The sequence below is a fragment of the Kitasatospora sp. NPDC058218 genome, assembly GCF_042882445.1.
GTDB lineage: Bacteria > Actinomycetota > Actinomycetes > Streptomycetales > Streptomycetaceae > Kitasatospora.
The window spans coordinates 22,159-39,382 of sequence record NZ_JBHVWC010000063.1; the positions used below are offsets into that span (position 1 = coordinate 22,159).

At 71.6% G+C, this 17,224-nt stretch carries 18 protein-coding genes; 6 read left to right on the forward strand and 12 right to left on the reverse strand.

The annotated features are described in order from the left end of the window. The first annotated feature begins 79 nt into the window (after nucleotides 1-79). The gene (locus ACFVYI_RS32810; RefSeq protein WP_387892338.1) at nucleotides 80-523 is read left to right on the forward strand and encodes a VOC family protein; all 444 of its coding nucleotides are present in this window, start codon (nucleotides 80-82) and stop codon (nucleotides 521-523) included. A 41-nt stretch (nucleotides 524-564) separates the two neighbouring features. On the opposite strand, the gene ACFVYI_RS32815 is transcribed toward ACFVYI_RS32810, so the two are convergent. Next, nucleotides 565-2,220: a hypothetical protein gene (locus tag ACFVYI_RS32815; RefSeq protein ID WP_387892340.1), complete on the reverse strand. Its 1,656-nt coding sequence runs from the start codon at nucleotides 2,218-2,220 to the stop codon at nucleotides 565-567. A 365-nt stretch (nucleotides 2,221-2,585) separates the two neighbouring features. Here ACFVYI_RS32815 and ACFVYI_RS32820 point away from each other — a divergent pair, with 365 nt between their 5' ends. Then, a complete protein-coding gene (locus tag ACFVYI_RS32820) occupies nucleotides 2,586-3,917 on the forward strand; it encodes an MFS transporter (protein WP_387892342.1) in 1,332 nt (443 codons plus the stop codon). A 285-nt stretch (nucleotides 3,918-4,202) separates the two neighbouring features. Here the strand turns inward: ACFVYI_RS32820 and ACFVYI_RS32825 are convergent, their stop codons facing one another. From ACFVYI_RS32825 to ACFVYI_RS32860, 8 genes are read right to left on the reverse strand one after another with little or no spacing between them, the layout of a single operon-like run. Then, nucleotides 4,203-4,583: a metal-sulfur cluster assembly factor gene (locus ACFVYI_RS32825; protein ID WP_387892344.1), complete on the reverse strand. Its 381-nt coding sequence runs from the start codon at nucleotides 4,581-4,583 to the stop codon at nucleotides 4,203-4,205. A gap of 21 nt (nucleotides 4,584-4,604) precedes the next feature. Continuing rightward, a complete protein-coding gene (gene sufU, locus ACFVYI_RS32830; protein ID WP_387892346.1) occupies nucleotides 4,605-5,066 on the reverse strand; it encodes a Fe-S cluster assembly sulfur transfer protein SufU in 462 nt (153 codons plus the stop codon). Between the two features lie 15 nt (nucleotides 5,067-5,081). Then, on the reverse strand, nucleotides 5,082-6,365 hold the full coding sequence (locus ACFVYI_RS32835; RefSeq protein ID WP_387892396.1) for a cysteine desulfurase: 1,284 nt from the start codon (nucleotides 6,363-6,365) through the stop codon (nucleotides 5,082-5,084). Next, on the reverse strand, nucleotides 6,365-7,129 hold the full coding sequence (gene sufC / locus ACFVYI_RS32840; protein ID WP_387892348.1) for a Fe-S cluster assembly ATPase SufC: 765 nt from the start codon (nucleotides 7,127-7,129) through the stop codon (nucleotides 6,365-6,367). The genes ACFVYI_RS32835 and sufC overlap by 1 nt, the downstream gene beginning before the upstream one ends. A 6-nt stretch (nucleotides 7,130-7,135) precedes the next feature. Continuing rightward, nucleotides 7,136-7,453 carry a bifunctional 3-phenylpropionate/cinnamic acid dioxygenase ferredoxin subunit gene (locus ACFVYI_RS32845; protein WP_352288157.1) on the reverse strand — a complete coding sequence of 106 codons (318 nt, stop codon included), beginning with the start codon at nucleotides 7,451-7,453 and terminating at the stop codon, nucleotides 7,136-7,138. Between the two features lie 5 nt (nucleotides 7,454-7,458). Next, nucleotides 7,459-8,691, reverse strand: a complete 1,233-nt coding sequence (sufD, locus tag ACFVYI_RS32850; RefSeq protein ID WP_387892351.1) for a Fe-S cluster assembly protein SufD — start codon at nucleotides 8,689-8,691, stop codon at nucleotides 7,459-7,461. Between the two features lie 56 nt (nucleotides 8,692-8,747). Next, entirely contained in the window at nucleotides 8,748-10,163 is a 1,416-nt protein-coding gene (gene sufB, locus ACFVYI_RS32855; protein ID WP_387892352.1) for a Fe-S cluster assembly protein SufB, read from the reverse strand. 9 nt (nucleotides 10,164-10,172) lie between these two features. Next, complete coding sequence (locus ACFVYI_RS32860) at nucleotides 10,173-11,015, reverse strand: helix-turn-helix transcriptional regulator (RefSeq protein WP_387892354.1); 843 nt, start codon at nucleotides 11,013-11,015, stop codon at nucleotides 10,173-10,175. A gap of 276 nt (nucleotides 11,016-11,291) precedes the next feature. On the opposite strand from ACFVYI_RS32860, the gene ACFVYI_RS32865 reads away from it, so the two are divergent. Both ACFVYI_RS32865 and ACFVYI_RS32870 read left to right on the forward strand, forming a co-directional pair. Then, on the forward strand, nucleotides 11,292-12,218 hold the full coding sequence (locus tag ACFVYI_RS32865; protein WP_387892356.1) for an ABC transporter ATP-binding protein: 927 nt from the start codon (nucleotides 11,292-11,294) through the stop codon (nucleotides 12,216-12,218). 47 nt (nucleotides 12,219-12,265) lie between these two features. Further along, nucleotides 12,266-13,000, forward strand: a complete 735-nt coding sequence (locus ACFVYI_RS32870; protein ID WP_387892397.1) for an ABC transporter permease — start codon at nucleotides 12,266-12,268, stop codon at nucleotides 12,998-13,000. A 58-nt stretch (nucleotides 13,001-13,058) separates the two neighbouring features. Here the strand turns inward: ACFVYI_RS32870 and ACFVYI_RS32875 are convergent, their stop codons facing one another. Next, nucleotides 13,059-14,006, reverse strand: coding sequence for a YhjD/YihY/BrkB family envelope integrity protein (locus ACFVYI_RS32875; RefSeq protein ID WP_387892358.1), 948 nt, complete (start codon nucleotides 14,004-14,006; stop codon nucleotides 13,059-13,061). 162 nt (nucleotides 14,007-14,168) lie between these two features. Here ACFVYI_RS32875 and ACFVYI_RS32880 point away from each other — a divergent pair, with 162 nt between their 5' ends. After that, nucleotides 14,169-14,747: a 1,4-alpha-glucan branching protein gene (locus ACFVYI_RS32880; RefSeq protein ID WP_387892359.1), complete on the forward strand. Its 579-nt coding sequence runs from the start codon at nucleotides 14,169-14,171 to the stop codon at nucleotides 14,745-14,747. Between the two features lie 106 nt (nucleotides 14,748-14,853). Here the strand turns inward: ACFVYI_RS32880 and ACFVYI_RS32885 are convergent, their stop codons facing one another. After that, complete coding sequence (locus ACFVYI_RS32885; RefSeq protein WP_387892361.1) at nucleotides 14,854-15,150, reverse strand: hypothetical protein; 297 nt, start codon at nucleotides 15,148-15,150, stop codon at nucleotides 14,854-14,856. Nucleotides 15,151-15,739: 589 nt separating this feature from the next. Here ACFVYI_RS32885 and ACFVYI_RS32890 point away from each other — a divergent pair. Then, a complete protein-coding gene (locus ACFVYI_RS32890; RefSeq protein ID WP_387892362.1) occupies nucleotides 15,740-16,297 on the forward strand; it encodes a GNAT family N-acetyltransferase in 558 nt (185 codons plus the stop codon). A 76-nt stretch (nucleotides 16,298-16,373) separates the two neighbouring features. Here ACFVYI_RS32890 and ACFVYI_RS32895 read toward each other — a convergent pair whose 3' ends face one another. After that, the gene (locus tag ACFVYI_RS32895) at nucleotides 16,374-17,087 is read right to left on the reverse strand and encodes an LAETG motif-containing sortase-dependent surface protein (RefSeq protein ID WP_387892364.1); all 714 of its coding nucleotides are present in this window, start codon (nucleotides 17,085-17,087) and stop codon (nucleotides 16,374-16,376) included. Nucleotides 17,088-17,224: the final 137 nt, after the last annotated feature.

Genomic DNA, 17,224 nt, shown 5'->3' on the forward strand with positions numbered 1-17,224 from the left:
GCCCCGCCGGGCGGATCGGCAACCCGCGCCACCGTGTCAGGACGTCGGTTTGTCAGTGCCGCTTCCTACGCTGTCGGGCATGACAGCAACCCAGGACTTCCCCGCCCGCATCAGCATCGTCACCCTCGGGGTGACCGATCTCGACCGCAGCGCCCGCTTCTACGAGGGCCTCGGGTGGCGCCGTTCCTCGGTCTCCAGCCCGGAGATCGTCTGGTTCCGCACCGCCGACTCGGTGCTCGGCCTCTTCCCGAGCGACGAGCTGGCCGCCGACGCGGGTGTCCCCGCACTCGGCGAGCCGTCGTTCCGGGGTGTCACCCTCGCGGTGAACCTGGAGTCGCCCGGGCGGGTCGACGCCGCCCTGAGGACGGCCGTCGAGGCCGGCGCCACGGTGGTCAAGCCCCCGGCCGCGACCAGCTGGGGCGGCTACTCCGGCTACTTCGAGGACCCGGACGGCCACCTCTGGGAGCTGGCCCACAACCCGTTCTTCCCCTTCGCCGAGGACGGCTCGCTGGACCTCCCGTGACCGGCCGGGGGCCCCGCTCCGCCCCGCCCCGGCGGCGTCCGTCAGGTCTTCGAGCGCGCCTTGAAGGCCGCCTTGCGCGCCTCCTTGGCCACCGCCCGGTCCAGGTGCAGCTCGCCGACCGCCTCCAGCACGTCCGCCGTGTACGGGTGGTCGACCCGCCAGAGCTCGCCGAAGTAGCTCGCCGGGTTGCCGGTCACCGGCAGGTCGGCGATCAGCTCGCGCAGCAGCTCGGCGTCGCCGCCGGTGTCGAGCAGCTGGGCGGCGAAGGTGTCGACCACCGTCCACAGCGCCATCCCCCGCTCCGGCGCGGGCACGTCGGTGGCGCCGAGTTCGACCAGCCAGGCCCGCGCGGCCCCGCCCAGCTCCGGGTCGTCCAGCACCTCCCGGACGGCGGGCTCGGCGGGCCGCCCGATCATGCCCAGTGCCAGCCGGCCGAGCATCCGGCGCATCGGGGCGTACGCGTCGTTGCCGCGCGCCGCCGCCAGCAGCTCGCGCGCCGCTTCCACCGGCTCCCGGCCGGTCACCCAGACCTGCAGCTCCTCGTCGGGCAGCACGTTGGCGGCCTCGCAGATCCCGCGCAGCAGCTCGGCGGCGTCGCCCTGGGCCAGCTCGCCGACCAGCGGCGCGTCGTAGCCGTCCTCCAGCAGCCACTGCCGGATCCCGTACTGGCCGAGCGGGGTGAGCCGGACCAGGCCGAAGCGGGCCGACTCCTCCTCGTCCAGCGGCTCCTCGCCGACCGCGGCTCCGGCGGGCTCCTGCCCCTCCTCCTCGTCGAACAGCTCCGGGTCGATCGGGCGGTAGTCCAGCAGACCGAGCTCGGCGAGGTCGCCCAGCATCGGGTCCAGCGCGACCATCACATCGGTGATGTCGCCGAGCAGCTCCTCGCTCGGCTCCTCGCCCTCCGGGACGACCAGCAGCGCGGCCAGCACCCCCAGCGGCACGGTCTCGGTGCCGGGATCGGCGAAGGCGGTGGTCTCGTAGAGCACCTGGAGCGCCTCGTCGAGCAGTTCGGCGGCCTCCTCCCGGGCCTCCTCGACCCGCGCCAGCCGCTCCTCGTCCTCCTCGCCCGGCTCCGCCCCGGCCCCCGCGCGCTCGGCCGCCTCCTCGGCGGCCTCCTCCTCCGGCAGCGAGTCGGCCTCCACGGCCAGCTCGCGGACGATCCCGGCGGCGGTCAGCCAGAGCTCCAGGACGGTCTCCGCGTCCCCCTGCTCGGCCGGCTCCAGATCCGGCCCGGGAATGGCCACGTGCTCGCCGGCGGCGGTGGTGCCGATCTCGATGAGGTCGAGGTCACAGGCCAGCGACCAGGCCCGCATCGCCTCGACCACGGCCTCCTCCGGCACCTCCCCCTGCTCGGGCGCGAGGCCGAGCAGCCGGGCGGCGGGCTCCCGGTCCGGACCGGTGAGGTCGCCGAACTCGTCCACCGCCCGGTGCGGGGCCGTCCAGCGGGCCAGCTCCAACGCGTACCCGAACATCGGCACGGCCTTCGCCTGCTCGGCCAGCTCGGACTCGGACGGCAGCCGCACCGGCGGTACCAGCACGGCCGCGTCGTCCAGGTCTTCGTCGTCCAGCCCGTGTGCGGCGAACGCCCCATAGAGGTCCTGCAGCTCCAGGTCGGCGGGCAGCACCGCGCCGACCGCCCCCTCGTCCGGCGCACCCGCCGACGAAGCCCCAGCGTTCTTACGACGTCGTCCGGCCATTGTTGCGCGCTCTCCCTACAGCCAGCGGTCGGCCGATCCGTTCCGGCCGCAGTGGACCAGCTCCCTGTGCCGGTCCACTACCTCAGCGTATAGGCCGGGCACCCCCGATGCCCGGCCTCCAGGGGCGCGCGCCGCAACCGTGCGCCCACCCCTTATCCTTCGAATCGGCACCGTGCACACCCCGCGCGGGCCACCGGGCAACGAAGCCCCTCCGCCCTCCTCGCCCGGCATCGGGTGGGAGGGTCCCATGATCACCCGCTCCACCAGGGAGCCCCGCACCGAGGCCACCACCACAGCGCCCGCGGACGGGCGTGCCGGCACACCCCGCCGACCTTGGTGGTGCCCGGCCACAGGAGACCCCTGCCATGGCGGACCTCTCCCCTGCCGGCTCCGGCCTGCGCACCGCGCAGTTCGACGGACGCCGACTGTCGGAGGCCCTGCTTCCCCTGGAGCTCGCGCCCCGCGCCCAGCTCCAGCTCGCCGCGATAAGCCGCTGGAACGCGCTCCGCGGCGTCCGTGTCGGCCTCGTCGCCGGCGCCCTCCTCCTCATGCTGATCGGTGCCAACCTGGCCACGCCGATCTACCCGCTGCTCCAGCAGCGGCTCTCGCTGACCGCGCTCGACACCACGATCCTGTTCACCGTGTACGTGTTCGCGCTGGTCCCGGTGCTCGCCGTGGTCGGCCACTGGTCGGACCACCTCGGCCGCCGCGCGCTGATCCTGCCCGCCGTGGCCCTGGCCGCCGCCGGGGACGCCGTCTTCGCCACCTCGGGCAGCTTCTGGCAGCTCGCCCTCGGCCGCGCCGTCCAGGGCGTCGCGGTGGGCCTGTCCACCGGAGCCGCCGGAGCCGCCCTCGGTGACCTGCTGCCCGACCACCCCACGCTGGCCGCCAAGCTCACCCTGGCCTGTTCGGCGGGCGGCGTGGCGCTCGGCCCGGTGGTCGGCGCCCTGCTGGCCGGCGGCTCCGACCCGCTGATGACGCCCTTCCTGCTGCACGCCGTCGCCCTGCTCGCGCTCTGTGTGCCGCTCGCCCTGGTCCACCCCCGGATGCCCGGCCGCAGCCGCCCGCCGGCCTCCGCGCCGCGCATCACCACCCCGGCGCACCTGCGCCCGCAGCGCCTCGCCCTGCCGACCACCGGCCGCCGCGAGTTCCTGCTGGCCTCGGCCGCCGGCTTCATCTCCTACGCGGTCTTCGGCGTCTACCTCAGCCTGGCCCCGGCCTTCTCCGCCAAGCTGCTGCACACCGACTCCCGGCTGACCGGCGCCGTGGTCGCCGCGCTGCTGCTCGGTTCCTCCGCCCTCGCCCAGCTGCTCGTCCCGCCGACCGCCGACCGCCTGGTCATCGCCCTCGGCATGACCGGCCTCGCGGCGGGCCTCGGCCTGGTCGTCACCGCCCAGTACACCGGTACGCCGGCCCTGCTGTTCATCGGCAGCGTCCTCGGCGGCTCCTGTCAGGGCGTCGCCTTCCGCTCGCTGTTCACCAGCGCGGTGGCCGCGATGAACCCGGAACGCCGGGGCTCCGAACTCAGCTCCCTCTGGGTCATCGTGTACCTGGGCAGCTCGCTGCCGATCGTCGCCGTCGGCGCCCTCGTCCAGCACTACGGCCTGCTCCCGGCCACCAGCGGCTTCGTCGGCCTCGCCGCCCTGCTCTGCATCGGCCTGGCCCTCGCCGTCGCCCGCAAGCCCCGGCGCGCCTGACGCCGAACCGCACGAACGCCGCCGCCGCCCGGTACGGATCTCCGTACCGGGCGGCGGCGTTCTCGGACTCACCGGGGCTTCCGGCTCTTCGTGTGGATCTCGAAACCGAACGGTGCCGAGCATCGGCCGACGATCGTTGTGCGCGTCGGAGGACGACGTCACCTCGACCACAAGTCGAGCTCGCGGCGCCAGTCTCGCCGCCCGTCGGCAGATATACCACTGCCGCGCGAACACGTCCCCCGAAGGAGAGGCTCGCGCGGCAGTGGGTGGACGAAGGCCCGTCGGTCAGACGTTGAAGCCGAGCGCGCGGAGCTGCTCGCGGCCGTCGTCGGTGATCTTGTCCGGGCCCCACGGCGGCATCCAGACCCAGTTGATGCGCAGGTCCTGGACGAGGCCGTCGGTGGCGGTCTTGGCCTGGTCCTCGATGACGTCCGTCAGCGGGCAGGCCGCCGAGGTGAGCGTCATGTCGATGGTGGCCACGTCGGACTCGTCGATGTGGATGCCGTAGATCAGGCCCAGGTTGACGACGTCGATCCCCAACTCGGGGTCGACGACGTCCATCAGGGCCTCGGTCAGGTCCTCGACGGAGACGGTTCCGGCGGTGGTGCCGACGATGACGGTCGGACCCTCCTCGGCGGAAGGGGCGGGCGTCGCGGTGTCACTCATGGTCTGTCCTCCTCTTCTGCTTCAGTCGTTCAGGTCGTTGACGGCGGGCTGGTCGGCCAGGGCCTTGGCGGTGGCGTCCTTCCAGGCCATCCAGCTGAGCAGCGCGCACTTGACCCGGGCCGGGTACTTGGAGACGCCGGCGAAGGCGACCGCGTCCTCCAGCACCTCCTCGTCGCCCTCGCCCTGGCCCTTGCTCTGCATCAGCTCCAGGAACGCCTCCTGGACGGCCTGCGCCTCGCCGACGGTCTTGCCGACCACCAGGTCGTTCAGCACCGAGGCGCTGGCCTGGCTGATGGAACAGCCCTGCGACTCGTACGAGACGTCCACGACCTTGGCGCCGTCGAGCCTCACCCGCAGGGTGATCTCGTCCCCGCAGGTCGGGTTGACGTGGTGCACCTCGGCGTCGCCGTCCCGCAGCCCCTTGCCGTGCGGGTTGCGGTAGTGGTCCAGGATGATGTCCTGGTACATCGAGTCGAGCTTCATGCGTGGGCCGTCCCGTCAGCCGAAGAAGTTCCGGACGTGGTGCAGGCCGTCGATCAGCGCGTCGACCTCGCCCGGCGTCGAGTACAGGTAGAACGACGCCCGCGTGGTCGCCGGAATTCCGTACCGCAGGCAGACCGGCCGCGCGCAGTGGTGGCCGACGCGCACGGCGATGCCCTGCTCGTCCAGCACCTGGCCCACGTCGTGCGGGTGGATGTCGCCGAGCGTGAACGAGATCGCGGCGCCCCGGTCCACGGCGTTGCGCGGACCGATGATCCGCAGGTCGGGGACCTCCAGCAGCCGCTCGACCGCGTACGCGGTGATGGCGTGCTCGTGTGCGGCGATCCGCTCCATGCCGATGTTCGACAGGTAGTCGATGGCCGCACCGAGCCCGACCGCCTGGGCGATCGGCGGGGTGCCGGCCTCGAACTTGTGCGGCGCCGGGGCGTAGGTGGACGAGCCCATCGTGACGGTCTCGATCATCTCGCCACCGCCGAGGAACGGCGGGAGGTCCTCCAGCAGCTCCTGGCGGCCCCAGAGCACGCCGATGCCGGTCGGAGCCAGCATCTTGTGGCCGGTGAAGGCGACGAAGTCGGCCTCCAGGGCCTGCACGTCCAGCACCATGTGCGGCGCGGCCTGCGAGGCGTCGATGACGACCAGCGCGCCGACGTCCTGCGCCTTGCGCACGATGGCCTCGACCGGGTTCACGGTGCCGAGCAGGTTGGAGACCAGGGTGAACGAGACCACCTTGGTCTTCTCGGTGATCAGCTCGTCGATGTTCGACAGGTCGAGCCGGCCCTCGTCGGTCAGCCCGAACCACTTCAGCTTCGCGCCGGTGCGCTGCGAGAGCAGCTGCCACGGGACGATGTTGGAGTGGTGCTCCATCTCGGTGATGACGATCTCGGAGTCGGCGTCCACCCGGTAGGGCTCGTCCGCCCAGGTCAGCATGTTGGCGACCAGGTTGAGCGACTCCGAGGCGTTCTTGGTGAAGACCACCTCGTTGCGGCTCGGCGCGTTGACGAACGCCGCGACCTTGTCGCGGGCGCCCTCGTACAGCGCCGTGGCCTCCTCGGCCAGCACGTGCACCCCGCGGTGCACGTTGGCGTTGTGCCGCTCGTAGTAGGTGTTCAGCGCTTCCAGCACCTGGCGCGGCTTCTGCGAGGTGGCGGCGTTGTCCAGGTAGACCAGGGGCTTGTCGTCGTGCAGCAGGCGCTGCAGGACGGGGAAGTCCTTGCGGATCGCGTCGGTGTCGAGCAGACCCGGCAGGCTCGTGGTCGAGCCACTCGTCTCGGGAGTATGGATCACTCGGAAGCGCCGCCCTTCACGTAGGACTCGTAGCCCTCGTTCTCCAGCTTGTCGGCCAGCTCGGCGCCGCCGGACTCGACGATGCGGCCGGCCGAGAACACGTGGACGTAGTCGGGCTTGACGTACCGCAGGATGCGGGTGTAGTGGGTGACCAGCAGGGTGCCGACCTCGCCGGTCGAGCGGACCCGGTTGATGCCCTCGGAGACCTGGCGGAGCGCGTCGACGTCCAGACCGGAGTCGGTCTCGTCGAGGATCGCGATCTTCGGCTTGAGCAGCTCCAGCTGGAGGATCTCGTGGCGCTTCTTCTCGCCGCCGGAGAAGCCCTCGTTGACGTTGCGCTCGGCGAAGGCCGGGTCCATCTGCAGGGCGGCCATCGCGGCCTTGACCTCCTTGACCCAGAGCCGCAGCTTCGGGGCCTCGCCGCGGACGGCGGTGGCGGCGGTGCGCAGGAAGTTGGACACCGACACACCCGGGACCTCGACCGGGTACTGCATGGCCAGGAAGACGCCGGCGCGGGCGCGCTCGTCGACGGACATCTCCAGGACGTCCTCGCCGTCCAGCAGCACCTGGCCGCCGGTGACGGTGTACTTCGGGTGGCCGGCCAGCGTGTAGGCCAGGGTGGACTTGCCGGAGCCGTTCGGACCCATGATCGCGTGGGTCTCGCCCTGCTTCACGGTCAGGTCGACGCCCTTCAGGATCTCCCGGGGGCCGTTCTCCGCCTCGACGGAGACGTGCAGGTCGCGGATTTCAAGGGTTGCCATATGTACTCAGGACTCCTGGTTGACGGAGACGAGCACATCGTCCCCTTCGATCTTTACGGGGTAGACAGCGACCGGCTTGGTGGCGGGCAGTCCGGAGGGCTTGCCGGTGCGCAGGTCGAAGCTGGAGCCGTGCAGCCAGCACTCGATCATGCAGTCCTCGACCTCGCCCTCGGACAGCGAGACGTTCGCGTGCGAGCAGGTGTCGTTGATCGCGAACACCCCCTCGTCGGTGCGGACGACGGAGACGGGCACGCCGTTGAGGTCGACGCGCCGGGGCACGTCCTCCTGGAGCTCGCTCAGCGCGCAGGCACGGAGAAAACTCATCGGCCTCAGACCGCCGCTTCCAGCTCGGCCTCGATCTTCTCCATGAGCTGCTCCTGGATCTCGGCGACGCCGATCTGCTGGACCAGTTCGGCGAAGAATCCGCGCACCACCAGGCGGCGGGCCTCGTCGGCCGGGATGCCGCGGGACTGCAGGTAGAAGAGCTGCTCGTCGTCGAAGCGGCCGGTCGCGGAGGCGTGGCCGGCGCCGACGATCTCGCCGGTCTCGATCTCCAGGTTGGGGATCGAGTCGACCCGGGCACCGTCGGTCAGCACCAGGTTGCGGTTGTGCTCGTAGGTGTCGGTGCCCTCGGCGGCGGCGCGGATCAGCACGTCGCCGACCCAGACGGCGTGCGCGTCCTGGCCCTGCAGCGCGCCCTTGTAGACCACGTTGGAGCGGCAGTGCGGGGTGTCGTGGTCGATGACCAGACGGTGCTCCAGGTGCTGGCCGGCGTCGGCGAAGTAGAGGCCGAACAGCTCGGCCTCGCCACCGGGCGCGGCGTAGGAGACGCGCGGGTGGATGCGGACCACGTCGCCGCCGAAGGTGACCACCACGGACTTCAGCGTGGCGTCCCGGCCGACCAGGGCGGTCTGCTGGGCGGTGTGCACCGCGTCGCGGTCCCAGTCCTGGACGGAGACGAAGGTCAGCTTGGCGCCGTCGCCGATCAGCAGCTCGACGTTGGACGCGCGGGTGCCCGTCCCGGTGTGGTTGATCACCACGACGGCCTCGGCGAACGGCTTGACGTCGATCACCACGTGGGCGAAGCGGGTGCCGCCCTCGCCGTGCACGTCGATCTTGACCGGCTCGGTGAGCACCGTCTCCTTGGGGACGGTGACCACGAGCGCCTGCTCGAAGGCGCTGAACGCCTGGGCGGCGACCCGGTCGACCGGCTTGCCGGCCTTGCCCAGGCGGGCGTCGTCGCGGCCGACGGTCTCGGCGGTGACGCCGTCCGGCAGGCTCAGCTCGACCTTGTCCGTGCCCTTCTCCGCCTCGACGGCGCTGCCGTCGTGCAGGCCGTTCAGGCGGTGCAGCGGGGTGAACCGCCAGTCCTCCTCGCGGCCGGTCGGCACCGGGAAGTCGCCGACCTCGAAGGAGGGCTTGACGGCGACGCGGGCGTCGATCGGCTGCTGGACGGTGGCGCGGCCGGTACCGGGACCGGCGAGCTGCGCGCCCGCGCCCGCGGTGCCGACCTCGATCGAACCGGCGGTCGTGGAGCCGGTGGGGGTGTTGACGTCAGCCATGGCTGTCGTGGTGCTCTCTTCCTAGGGATGCGGAGTGGACTGCGTGCGGCCGTTCGTCAGCCGACGGAGCCCTCCATCTGCAGCTCGATCAGCCGGTTCAGCTCCAGCGCGTACTCCATCGGCAGCTCGCGCGCGATCGGCTCGACGAAGCCGCGGACGATCATCGCCATCGCCTCGAACTCGGTCATGCCCCGGCTCATCAGGTAGAAGAGCTGGTCCTCGCTGACCTTGGAGACGGTCGCCTCGTGGCCCATCGAGACGTCGTCCTCGCGGACGTCCACGTAGGGGTAGGTGTCCGAGCGGGAGATGGTGTCGACCAGCAGGGCGTCGCAGAGCACGTTGGACTTGGCGCCCTTGGAGCCCTCGCCGATCTCGATCAGACCGCGGTAGGAGGTGCGGCCACCGCCCCGCGCCACCGACTTGGAGACGATGTTGGAGGAGGTGTTCGGCGCCATGTGGACCATCTTGGCGCCGGCGTCCTGGTGCTGGCCCTCACCGGCGAAGGCGATCGACAGGGTCTCGCCCTTGGCGTGCTCGCCCATCAGGTAGACGGCCGGGTACTTCATGGTGACCTTGGAACCGATGTTGCCGTCGATCCACTCCATGGTCGCGCCCTCGTACGCCACGGCGCGCTTGGTGACCAGGTTGTAGACGTTGTTCGACCAGTTCTGGATGGTCGTGTAGCGGCAGCGGCCGCCCTTCTTGACGATGATCTCCACGACCGCGGAGTGCAGCGAGTCCGAGGAGTAGATCGGCGCGGTGCAGCCCTCGACGTAGTGGACGTAGGCGTCCTCGTCGACGATGATCAGCGTCCGCTCGAACTGGCCCATGTTCTCGGTGTTGATCCGGAAGTAGGCCTGCAGCGGGATGTCGACGTGGACACCCTTCGGCACGTAGATGAAGGACCCGCCGGACCACACGGCCGTGTTCAGCGCGGCGAACTTGTTGTCGCCGGCCGGGATGACGGTGCCGAAGTACTCCTTGAAGATCTCCGGGTGCTCCTTGAGCGCGGTGTCGGTGTCCAGGAAGATGACACCCTGCTCCTCCAGGTCCTCGCGGATCTGGTGGTACACCACCTCGGACTCGTACTGCGCGGCCACACCGGCGACCAGCCGCTGCTTCTCCGCCTCCGGGATGCCGAGCCTGTCGTACGTCGCCTTGATGTCGGCGGGCAGGTCCTCCCAGGACTCGGCCTGCTTCTCGGTCGAGCGGACGAAGTACTTGATGTTGTCGAAGTCGATGCCGGTGAGGTCCGAGCCCCAGGTGGGCATGGGCTTCTTGCCGAACAGCTTGAGGCCCTTGAGCCGCAGGTTCAGCATCCACTCGGACTCGTTCTTCTTCGCCGAGATGTCGCGGACGACGTCCTCGCTGAGCCCGCGCTTGGCGACGGCGCCGGCGGCATCCGGGTCCGCCCAGCCGTACTCGTAGGTGCCCAGGCCTTCGAGCTCCGGGTGCGAAACGGTGTCAGTCATGCGAGCTTCCTAACGCGCGGACGCTGAATCTTCGGTGGACGTACCGGCAGTCGGCACTGCATCGGAACCCGGGCCCGCACTGCGCAGGGAGGGCGACGATGCGGCACCGGGTGCCGGCACATAGGTGGTGCAGACCCCGTCGCCGTGGGCGATGGTGGCCAGCCGTTGCACATGGGTGCCCAGCAGTTGGGAGAAGACCTCGGTCTCCGCCTCGCAGAGCTGCGGGAACTGCTCGGCGATGTGCGCGACCGGGCAGTGGTGCTGGCAGAGCTGGGCGCCCGCCGGGGCTTTCGCCGCGGCCGACGGAACCCGCCGCACGGTGGCAGCGTACCCGTCGGCGCTCAGCGCCCGGGCCAGTGCCTCGGTGCGCTCACCGGCCTCGGCCTGGCGCAGGGCGTCGAGGTACTTCTCGCCCTGCTTGCCGAACCGGGCCCGGGCGAAGGCGGCGACCGCCTCCTCGCCCGCGGCGCCGCCGCCCACCGCGTCCGAGATCCAGCGCAGCGCGTCGGCCGCGAGCTGGTCGTACGCCTGGTAGAAGGCGTCCCGGCCGGATTCGGTGAGGGCGAAGACCTTGGCCGGGCGCCCCCGGCCGCGGCTGCCGTAGACCCGCTGCTCGCGGGCGTCGACCAGGCCGGCGGTGACGAGGCCGTCCAGGTGACGGCGGACGGCTGCGGTCGTGAGACCGAGCCGGTTCGCCAGGTCGGTGGCCGAGGAGGGGCCGTGGTCGAGGATCGAGCGGGCGACCCGGTCACGGGTCGCACGGTGACCGTCGAGCAGCACCTCGGTGGCCGTCGCGGGCACGGCGCAGCCGGGGGCCGACTCGGCCTCCTGCTGCGGGAAGTGCTCGCGCATGTTTTTCACAACACGATTGTTGCGTAATTACTTCCGAAGGGACAAGCCGTGATGCAGGCCTCACTCGTGTCATCTGTCACGCAGGTAAGCCTTACCTGACCTGCGAGAACGATCACCGGGGCACCGTTTCCCCGGTCACCGGGGCCGCTCGGACCCGGTTCCGGGGGGCCCGCCGATCCGGAATCCAATCCTCCGACATGCCCGTTCCGCCCCGCGCACCGGCCCCGCCCGGCCTCCCGTCCGGCCGCCGCGTTCGCTCCTCTTAGACTCGCCGGTATGCACTCCGAACCCGCGGTCCGGGTCACCGGGCTGGTCAAGCGCTACGGCGGCAAGACGGCGGTGGACGGTCTCGACCTCACCCTCGCGCGCGGCGGCGTCACCGCCGTGCTCGGCCCCAACGGCGCCGGCAAGACCACCACCATCGAGATCTGCGAGGGCTACCGCCGCCCCGACGCCGGCACCGTCCGCGTACTCGGCCTCGACCCGGTCACCCAGGGCGCCGAGCTGCGCCCCCGGATCGGGGTGATGCTGCAATCCGGCGGCGTGTACGCGGGAGCGCGCGCCGTCGAGATGCTCCGGCACACCGCCAAGCTGCACGCCCACCCGCTGGACGTGGACGCCCTGGTCGAGCGCCTCGGCCTGGGCTCCTGCGGCCGCACCACCTACCGCCGGCTCTCCGGCGGCCAGCAGCAGCGGCTCGCCCTGGCGATGGCCGTGGTCGGCCGCCCCGAGCTGGTCTTCCTGGACGAGCCCACCGCCGGCCTCGACCCGCAGGCCCGCCGTGCCACCTGGGAGCTGGTCCGCGACCTGCGCCGGGACGGCGTCACCGTGGTCATCACCACCCACCACATGGACGAGGCCGAACAGCTCGCCGACCGGGTCGCCGTCGTCGACCGCGGCAGGGTCATCGCCGAGGGCACCCCCGAGGAGCTCTGCCGCGGCGGCGCCGAGTCCTCGCTGCGCTTCGACGGCCCGCCCGGGCTGGACCTCGGCCCCCTGCTCAAGGAACTGCCCGAGGGCGCCACCGCCACCGAGGCCTCCCCCGGCGGCTACCGCATCGAGGCGCCCGTCGACCCGCAGCTGCTGGCCACCGTCACCGGCTGGTGCGCGGCCTCCGGCATCCTCCCCGAGCGGCTCGCCGTGCAGCGCCGCAGCCTTGAGGACGTCTTCCTCGACCTGACCGGACGGGACCTCCGCTCGTGACGACCACCGACTACTCCCCGCAGCCGGGCGCCGCCCCGATCGGGCGGATGCTGCTCGCGCAGACCGCCTTCGAGACGAAGATGCTGCTGCGCAACGGCGAGCAGCTGCTGCTCACCGTGATCATCCCGACCGTCCTGCTGGTGCTGTTCTCCGCCGTCGACATCGTCGCCGTCGACGGCCCCGGCAAGCGCGTCGACTTCCTGGCCCCCGGCCTGCTGGCGCTCGCCGTGATGTCCACCGCCTTCACCGGGCAGGCCATCGCCACCGGCTTCGAGCGCCGCTACGGCGTGCTCAAGCGGCTCGGCGCCAGCCCGCTGCCGCGCTGGGCCCTGCTCACCGCCAAGACGGGGTGCGTGCTGGTCACCGAGGCCCTGCAGGTGGCCCTGCTGAGCGTGATCGCGCTGGCGCTCGGCTGGTCCCCCCAGGGGCTGTTCACACCGCAGGGGGCACTGACCGTCGTCGCCCTGCTGGTGCTCGGCACCGCCGCCTTCTCCGGCCTCGGCCTGCTGATGGCCGGCACGCTGCGCGCCGAGGCCACGCTCGCCGCGGCCAATCTGGTCTTCGTCCTGCTGCTGCTGGCCGGCGGCGTGATCGTGCCGCTCTCGAAGTTCCCCCCGGCCGTCCAGTCGGCACTGGAGCTGACCCCGATCGCCGCCCTCTCCGACGGGCTGCGCTCGGTCCTCCAGACCGGTGCCGGCGTGCCCTGGGCGGACCTCGGCATCCTGGGCGGTTGGGCGGTGCTCGGGCTGGCCGCGGCCGCCCGGTTCTTCCGCTGGGAGTGAGCGGCGGGGCGGGCCCGCCGCACCGCCCGGCGGTGCGGGTGCGCGGTCGCGTCCCGGCTCAGGGTTCGTCCGGTCCCCTGGGTCGGCGGTAGCGGGCGATCTGCCGACGGGTGGTGTGCCACCGTGATCGCGTCTGGTCGATCACGGTGTGCCATTCGCGGCGGATCTCGTCGTCGGGCGGGCGCTCGCCCCCGGCGATGCCGACGAGCTCATCGCGCACCTCCCGCCCGAGTGCGGCCGACCCGACGGTGACCACCATGGCGCCGAAGAGTGCCGAGAGCGTCGCGAAGACGGCGCCCACCGCGCCGTAGCGGGTGGCCGAGGAACTGAACAGGTGCGGCAGGTAGACCGTCGCGCCCACCGCGTACACCGCCGACAGGACGCCCCCGACGACACCGAACGGGAGCAGGGCCCGCCAGGAGACCCGCCGCGCGGTGAGGATCCAGCCGCTCCAGACGAGGAAGGCCGCGGTCACCGGCGCCTCGGCGGCGGCCGCCCCCACCTGAAGGCGCCCGCGGCCGAGGAGGCCGTAGACCAGACCGGTGACCGTCAGGTAGCCGGCGAGGCCGGCCACCCACCACAGGTCGTTCAGCGTGTTGCGCACACTGAGCGGCCTGAGCTCCCAGGCCTGCTCGAACAGGCGCTGGACCGCTCGCGCGAAGCTCAGCACCGAGATCACGAGGAACACCGCCCCGAAGATGCCGACGGTCGTACTCGTGTCGGACGACGGCGAGAGGACCTGCCGGACGGCGTCGGCCCCTTCCCCGGTGAGCTGGTAGCGGCCGATGATCCGGTCCGCCGTGTCGTCGTGTCCCGTGCGCGTCAGGATGCCGCCGGTGAGGATCGAGAGCGGGACCGTCGCCGCCAGCGCGCCGGCGGCCAGGGCCATCGAGCGATCGAATCCCACGAGCTTCTGGAAGCGGCTGACGCAGCGCAGGGCGAAGGCCGGGCGCAGCCAGAAGGTCAGCGTTCTGATGACGCGTTCGCGGCTGGTCTGGGCCGTCATGCCCTCCTCGGATTCTCAGAGGTCCCGTCCTGGTCGTGAGCGTAGCCTGCCCGGGCTGCAACATGAGGGCGGACGACGCCACGCCGGCCGATCCCGGAAATGGCGATAGGTTCGCTCACATCCCGTCGAAGGGCGGGCCCGGACCCACGCGTGAGGGAGCTCATGGCCGCCATCCATCGCACCACAATGACGCCCACCAAGCTGGAACTGCTGACCGGCTGGCTGCCGAAGCAGGCCTGGTACGCGGGCGACGCCGCCACGCCGGAGTTGGTGCGGGCCGGCGGGTTCCGTCTGGACGATCCGGCGGGCGCGGTCGGGATCGAGTTCATGATCCTGGTGGACGCCTCCGGGGAGCGGCCGGTGGCGTACCTGGCGCCGATGGCCTACCGCGGCGCACCGCTGGAGGGCGTCCCCGACGAGGCCTTGATCGGCACGTCCGAGCACGGGGTGCTCGGCACCCGGTGGATCTACGACGGCGTCCACGACCCGGTGGTGATGGCGCAGTTGGGCGCGCTCCTGCGCGGTGAGGCGGTGCCGCAGCACCAGAGCATCAGCGACACCCCCGACCCGACCGTCACCGTGCGCGGAACCGGACCTGCCGACGGGCTCGCCGTTCAGGTCAACCGCGCCCTGCGGCCGACGGAGGCCGCGCAGAGGTCGCCCGCCGTCCTCGTCGCCGGGTGGTCCTGGCCGGACGGAACGGCCGTACGGGGCGTGCTCGCGGCCGCCGCGCCGAACTGAGGGATCACCCAGCCCTCTCTACCCTCCGGCCCCCGCCGCCTCGCCCGGAGTGGGAAGTCGGCCCTGCCGACTTCCCACTCCGGCGGCGGTCGACGAAGGCGTGCCGCTACGCAGCCGAGTTGTCGACGATCGCGGCGATCTCCACGAACTCGATGACCGGCGCCACGCCGTACAGACCGGTCACTCGCTCGCGCAACTCCTCGGTGAAGAACTGTTCCGCCGCCTCCTTCGAATCCCAGACGTAGAAGTTGACCACCTGCCGCTTCTTCTCATCGAAGGTGAAGAACTTGAACCGCAAGCCCGGCATTCCTTCGAACACGCCCCGGGCATTGTCGGCCACCTTGGTTATCCGTGATCGATCGAAGTCGTCGGTGTAGGAAAAGGTGACGGTGGCGCCGATCATGGGTACTCCCCGTATCGATGGATAAGAGCACCTTGCCTCACCTGAAAACGCTACGCCGTTGGGCTCCGAACGGCCAGATCGATCCGGTCCGTCGAGGCAACGCCGCCGGTCAATGCGCTGTCCTGGCGGGCCGCGCCCACTGACGCGGCCCCCTTCTTCCGCGCCTGGGTGTCGTCCGGCACCGGCGAGGACCGAGCGTCCCCGAGATACTCGGCGACGTACGCCCTGATTTCGGACAGCAGCTCTCGCGTCTCCCGGCACCGAAAAGAACTGCTCCCGGAGCGGGAAGTCGGCCACCCCGACCTCCCGCTCCACATGACGAGGCCTTTTCAGCACACCCGGTGCGACGCACAGCCCGGGGAAATGGGGAGGGGCCGTGGCGGCGGCCACCCTCGCACCGCGGGCGGCACGGGCTGCGGTCGCCGCCGACGAGCGCGCTGCCGGGCCGGGGCATGGCCGACGGATCCTCCCGGGCGAACGCAACTGGCATCTCGTCGGGGCGCGTCTCGATGTGCGGCGACGTCAGAGGTCGTCGCCTGCCACGGCCGTCCGAGGTCGAACGGCGTGGCCGAGGATCAGGAGCCGTTCCGTGTCGGATGAGATCACCGTGCCCCCCGCCCCCTGGCCGCCTGCCCCGATCGGCACCGAGCGACTCGTGCTCCGCGAGTCCGAGGCCCGGGACCGTGCGGCCTTCATCGAGCTGTTCGCCTCGCCGGAGGTGAACGCCTACCTGGGCGGCCCTCGGGCGCGTGACGAGCTGGAGCGCGCGGTGCCCGAGGTGCCGGGGCGGCGCTTCGGCCTCTTCGTGGTCGAGCTCGACGGGGCGATGATCGGCACCGTCGAACTCAACCACCGCGACGCGCAGCGTCGGAGCCGGGTCCGTCCGGACGCCGGGGAGGCCGAGCTCGGCTACCTGTTCCTGCCGGAGACATGGGGGCGCGGGTACGCCGCCGAGGCGTGCGCGGCGGCGCTCGGCTGGTTCGCCGACTCGCTTCCCGGCGAGCCGGTGGTGCTCTGCACCCAGACCGCCAACGACCGCTCGATGCGCCTCGCGGCGAAGCTGGGGTTCACCGAGGCGCAGCTCTTCGAGGCGTGGGGCGCCGAACAGTGGATGGGCCTGTGGTCCCCGGTCACACCGTCCGATTGAGCTCGCGCCGCACATCGCGGCGGCCCCCCGCTCGACGGTGCGAGCGGGGGGCCGCCAGGGTTGCCGATCGCCGGCGTCAGCTCTCGTTGCCGCTGCGGCGCTTGCGGGCGAGCAGGACGATCGCACCGCCGAGCAGCAGGACGCCGCCGCCGGCCGCCGCGATGGCGGGGGTGGCGTCGCTGCTACCGGTCTGGGCGAGCACCGGGGCCGGGGTGGCGGTGCTCGGGGCCGGAGTGGGCGTCCGGGTCGCAGTCGGGGTCGGGGACGCCGTGGGGGTCGCGCTGCGCGACGGGGTCGGCGTCGGGGTCGGCGTGGGAGTGCCGGTCTTGGTGGGGGTGGGCGTGGGGGTCGGGGTCGGCGTGGGGGTGGGCGTGGGGGTCGGGGTGGGCGTAGGAGTCGGGGTCGGGGTCGGGGTCTGGCAGACCTCGATCGTCTTGGTCTCCGTCTTGTTCCAGTCGGCGTTCTTCGGGTCCTCGGTGGTGGTCACCACGAAGGTCGCACTGACCGGCTTGGCGTGGTCCTTCACCGGGTACGTCCCGTGGAACTCCTTGCCGAACTGCTTCTGGTCGAGCACCTTCTCGCCGTCGACGGTCAGGCTGACGACGTTCTTCACACCGCTCGCGTCGCTGTAGTTGGTCAGATCGATCACGATCTTGTCGCAGGTCACCTGCCACGCCGGCGCGTGCGCCGAAGCGCTGGTCGCCAGGGCTATGGGCAGCAGGACGGCGACCGCCGCCGTCCCCGCCAGTGCCGCGTTCCTGATGCCGATCTGCCGCCGCTGTCGCGCCATTTCGTTGTCCCCTCCGAACGGTCTTGCGCAGCAGGCTTGTTGAGTGGTTTCGCGGTGGCCCGCCACGACTGTCCGGGGGACTCTACCGGCACACCCGCACCTCCCCACACCCCGCCGTACGACCGGTTTTCGACTGT

Bases quoted from the DNA above. Each gene is read 5' to 3' on its own strand.
- ACFVYI_RS32810 (WP_387892338.1), top strand. From the start codon at position 80: ATGACAGCAACCCAGGACTTCCCCGCCCGCATCAGCATCGTCACCCTC.
- ACFVYI_RS32815 (WP_387892340.1), bottom strand. From the start codon at position 2,220: ATGGCCGGACGACGTCGTAAGAACGCTGGGGCTTCGTCGGCGGGTGCG.
- ACFVYI_RS32820 (WP_387892342.1), top strand. From the start codon at position 2,586: ATGGCGGACCTCTCCCCTGCCGGCTCCGGCCTGCGCACCGCGCAGTTC.
- ACFVYI_RS32825 (WP_387892344.1), bottom strand. From the start codon at position 4,583: ATGAGTGACACCGCGACGCCCGCCCCTTCCGCCGAGGAGGGTCCGACC.
- sufU (WP_387892346.1), bottom strand. From the start codon at position 5,066: ATGAAGCTCGACTCGATGTACCAGGACATCATCCTGGACCACTACCGC.
- sufC (WP_387892348.1), bottom strand. From the start codon at position 7,129: ATGGCAACCCTTGAAATCCGCGACCTGCACGTCTCCGTCGAGGCGGAG.
- ACFVYI_RS32845 (WP_352288157.1), bottom strand. From the start codon at position 7,453: ATGAGTTTTCTCCGTGCCTGCGCGCTGAGCGAGCTCCAGGAGGACGTG.
- sufD (WP_387892351.1), bottom strand. From the start codon at position 8,691: ATGGCTGACGTCAACACCCCCACCGGCTCCACGACCGCCGGTTCGATC.
- sufB (WP_387892352.1), bottom strand. From the start codon at position 10,163: ATGACTGACACCGTTTCGCACCCGGAGCTCGAAGGCCTGGGCACCTAC.
- ACFVYI_RS32860 (WP_387892354.1), bottom strand. From the start codon at position 11,015: ATGCGCGAGCACTTCCCGCAGCAGGAGGCCGAGTCGGCCCCCGGCTGC.
- ACFVYI_RS32865 (WP_387892356.1), top strand. From the start codon at position 11,292: ATGCACTCCGAACCCGCGGTCCGGGTCACCGGGCTGGTCAAGCGCTAC.
- ACFVYI_RS32870 (WP_387892397.1), top strand. From the start codon at position 12,266: ATGCTGCTCGCGCAGACCGCCTTCGAGACGAAGATGCTGCTGCGCAAC.
- ACFVYI_RS32875 (WP_387892358.1), bottom strand. From the start codon at position 14,006: ATGACGGCCCAGACCAGCCGCGAACGCGTCATCAGAACGCTGACCTTC.
- ACFVYI_RS32880 (WP_387892359.1), top strand. From the start codon at position 14,169: ATGGCCGCCATCCATCGCACCACAATGACGCCCACCAAGCTGGAACTG.
- ACFVYI_RS32885 (WP_387892361.1), bottom strand. From the start codon at position 15,150: ATGATCGGCGCCACCGTCACCTTTTCCTACACCGACGACTTCGATCGA.
- ACFVYI_RS32895 (WP_387892364.1), bottom strand. From the start codon at position 17,087: ATGGCGCGACAGCGGCGGCAGATCGGCATCAGGAACGCGGCACTGGCG.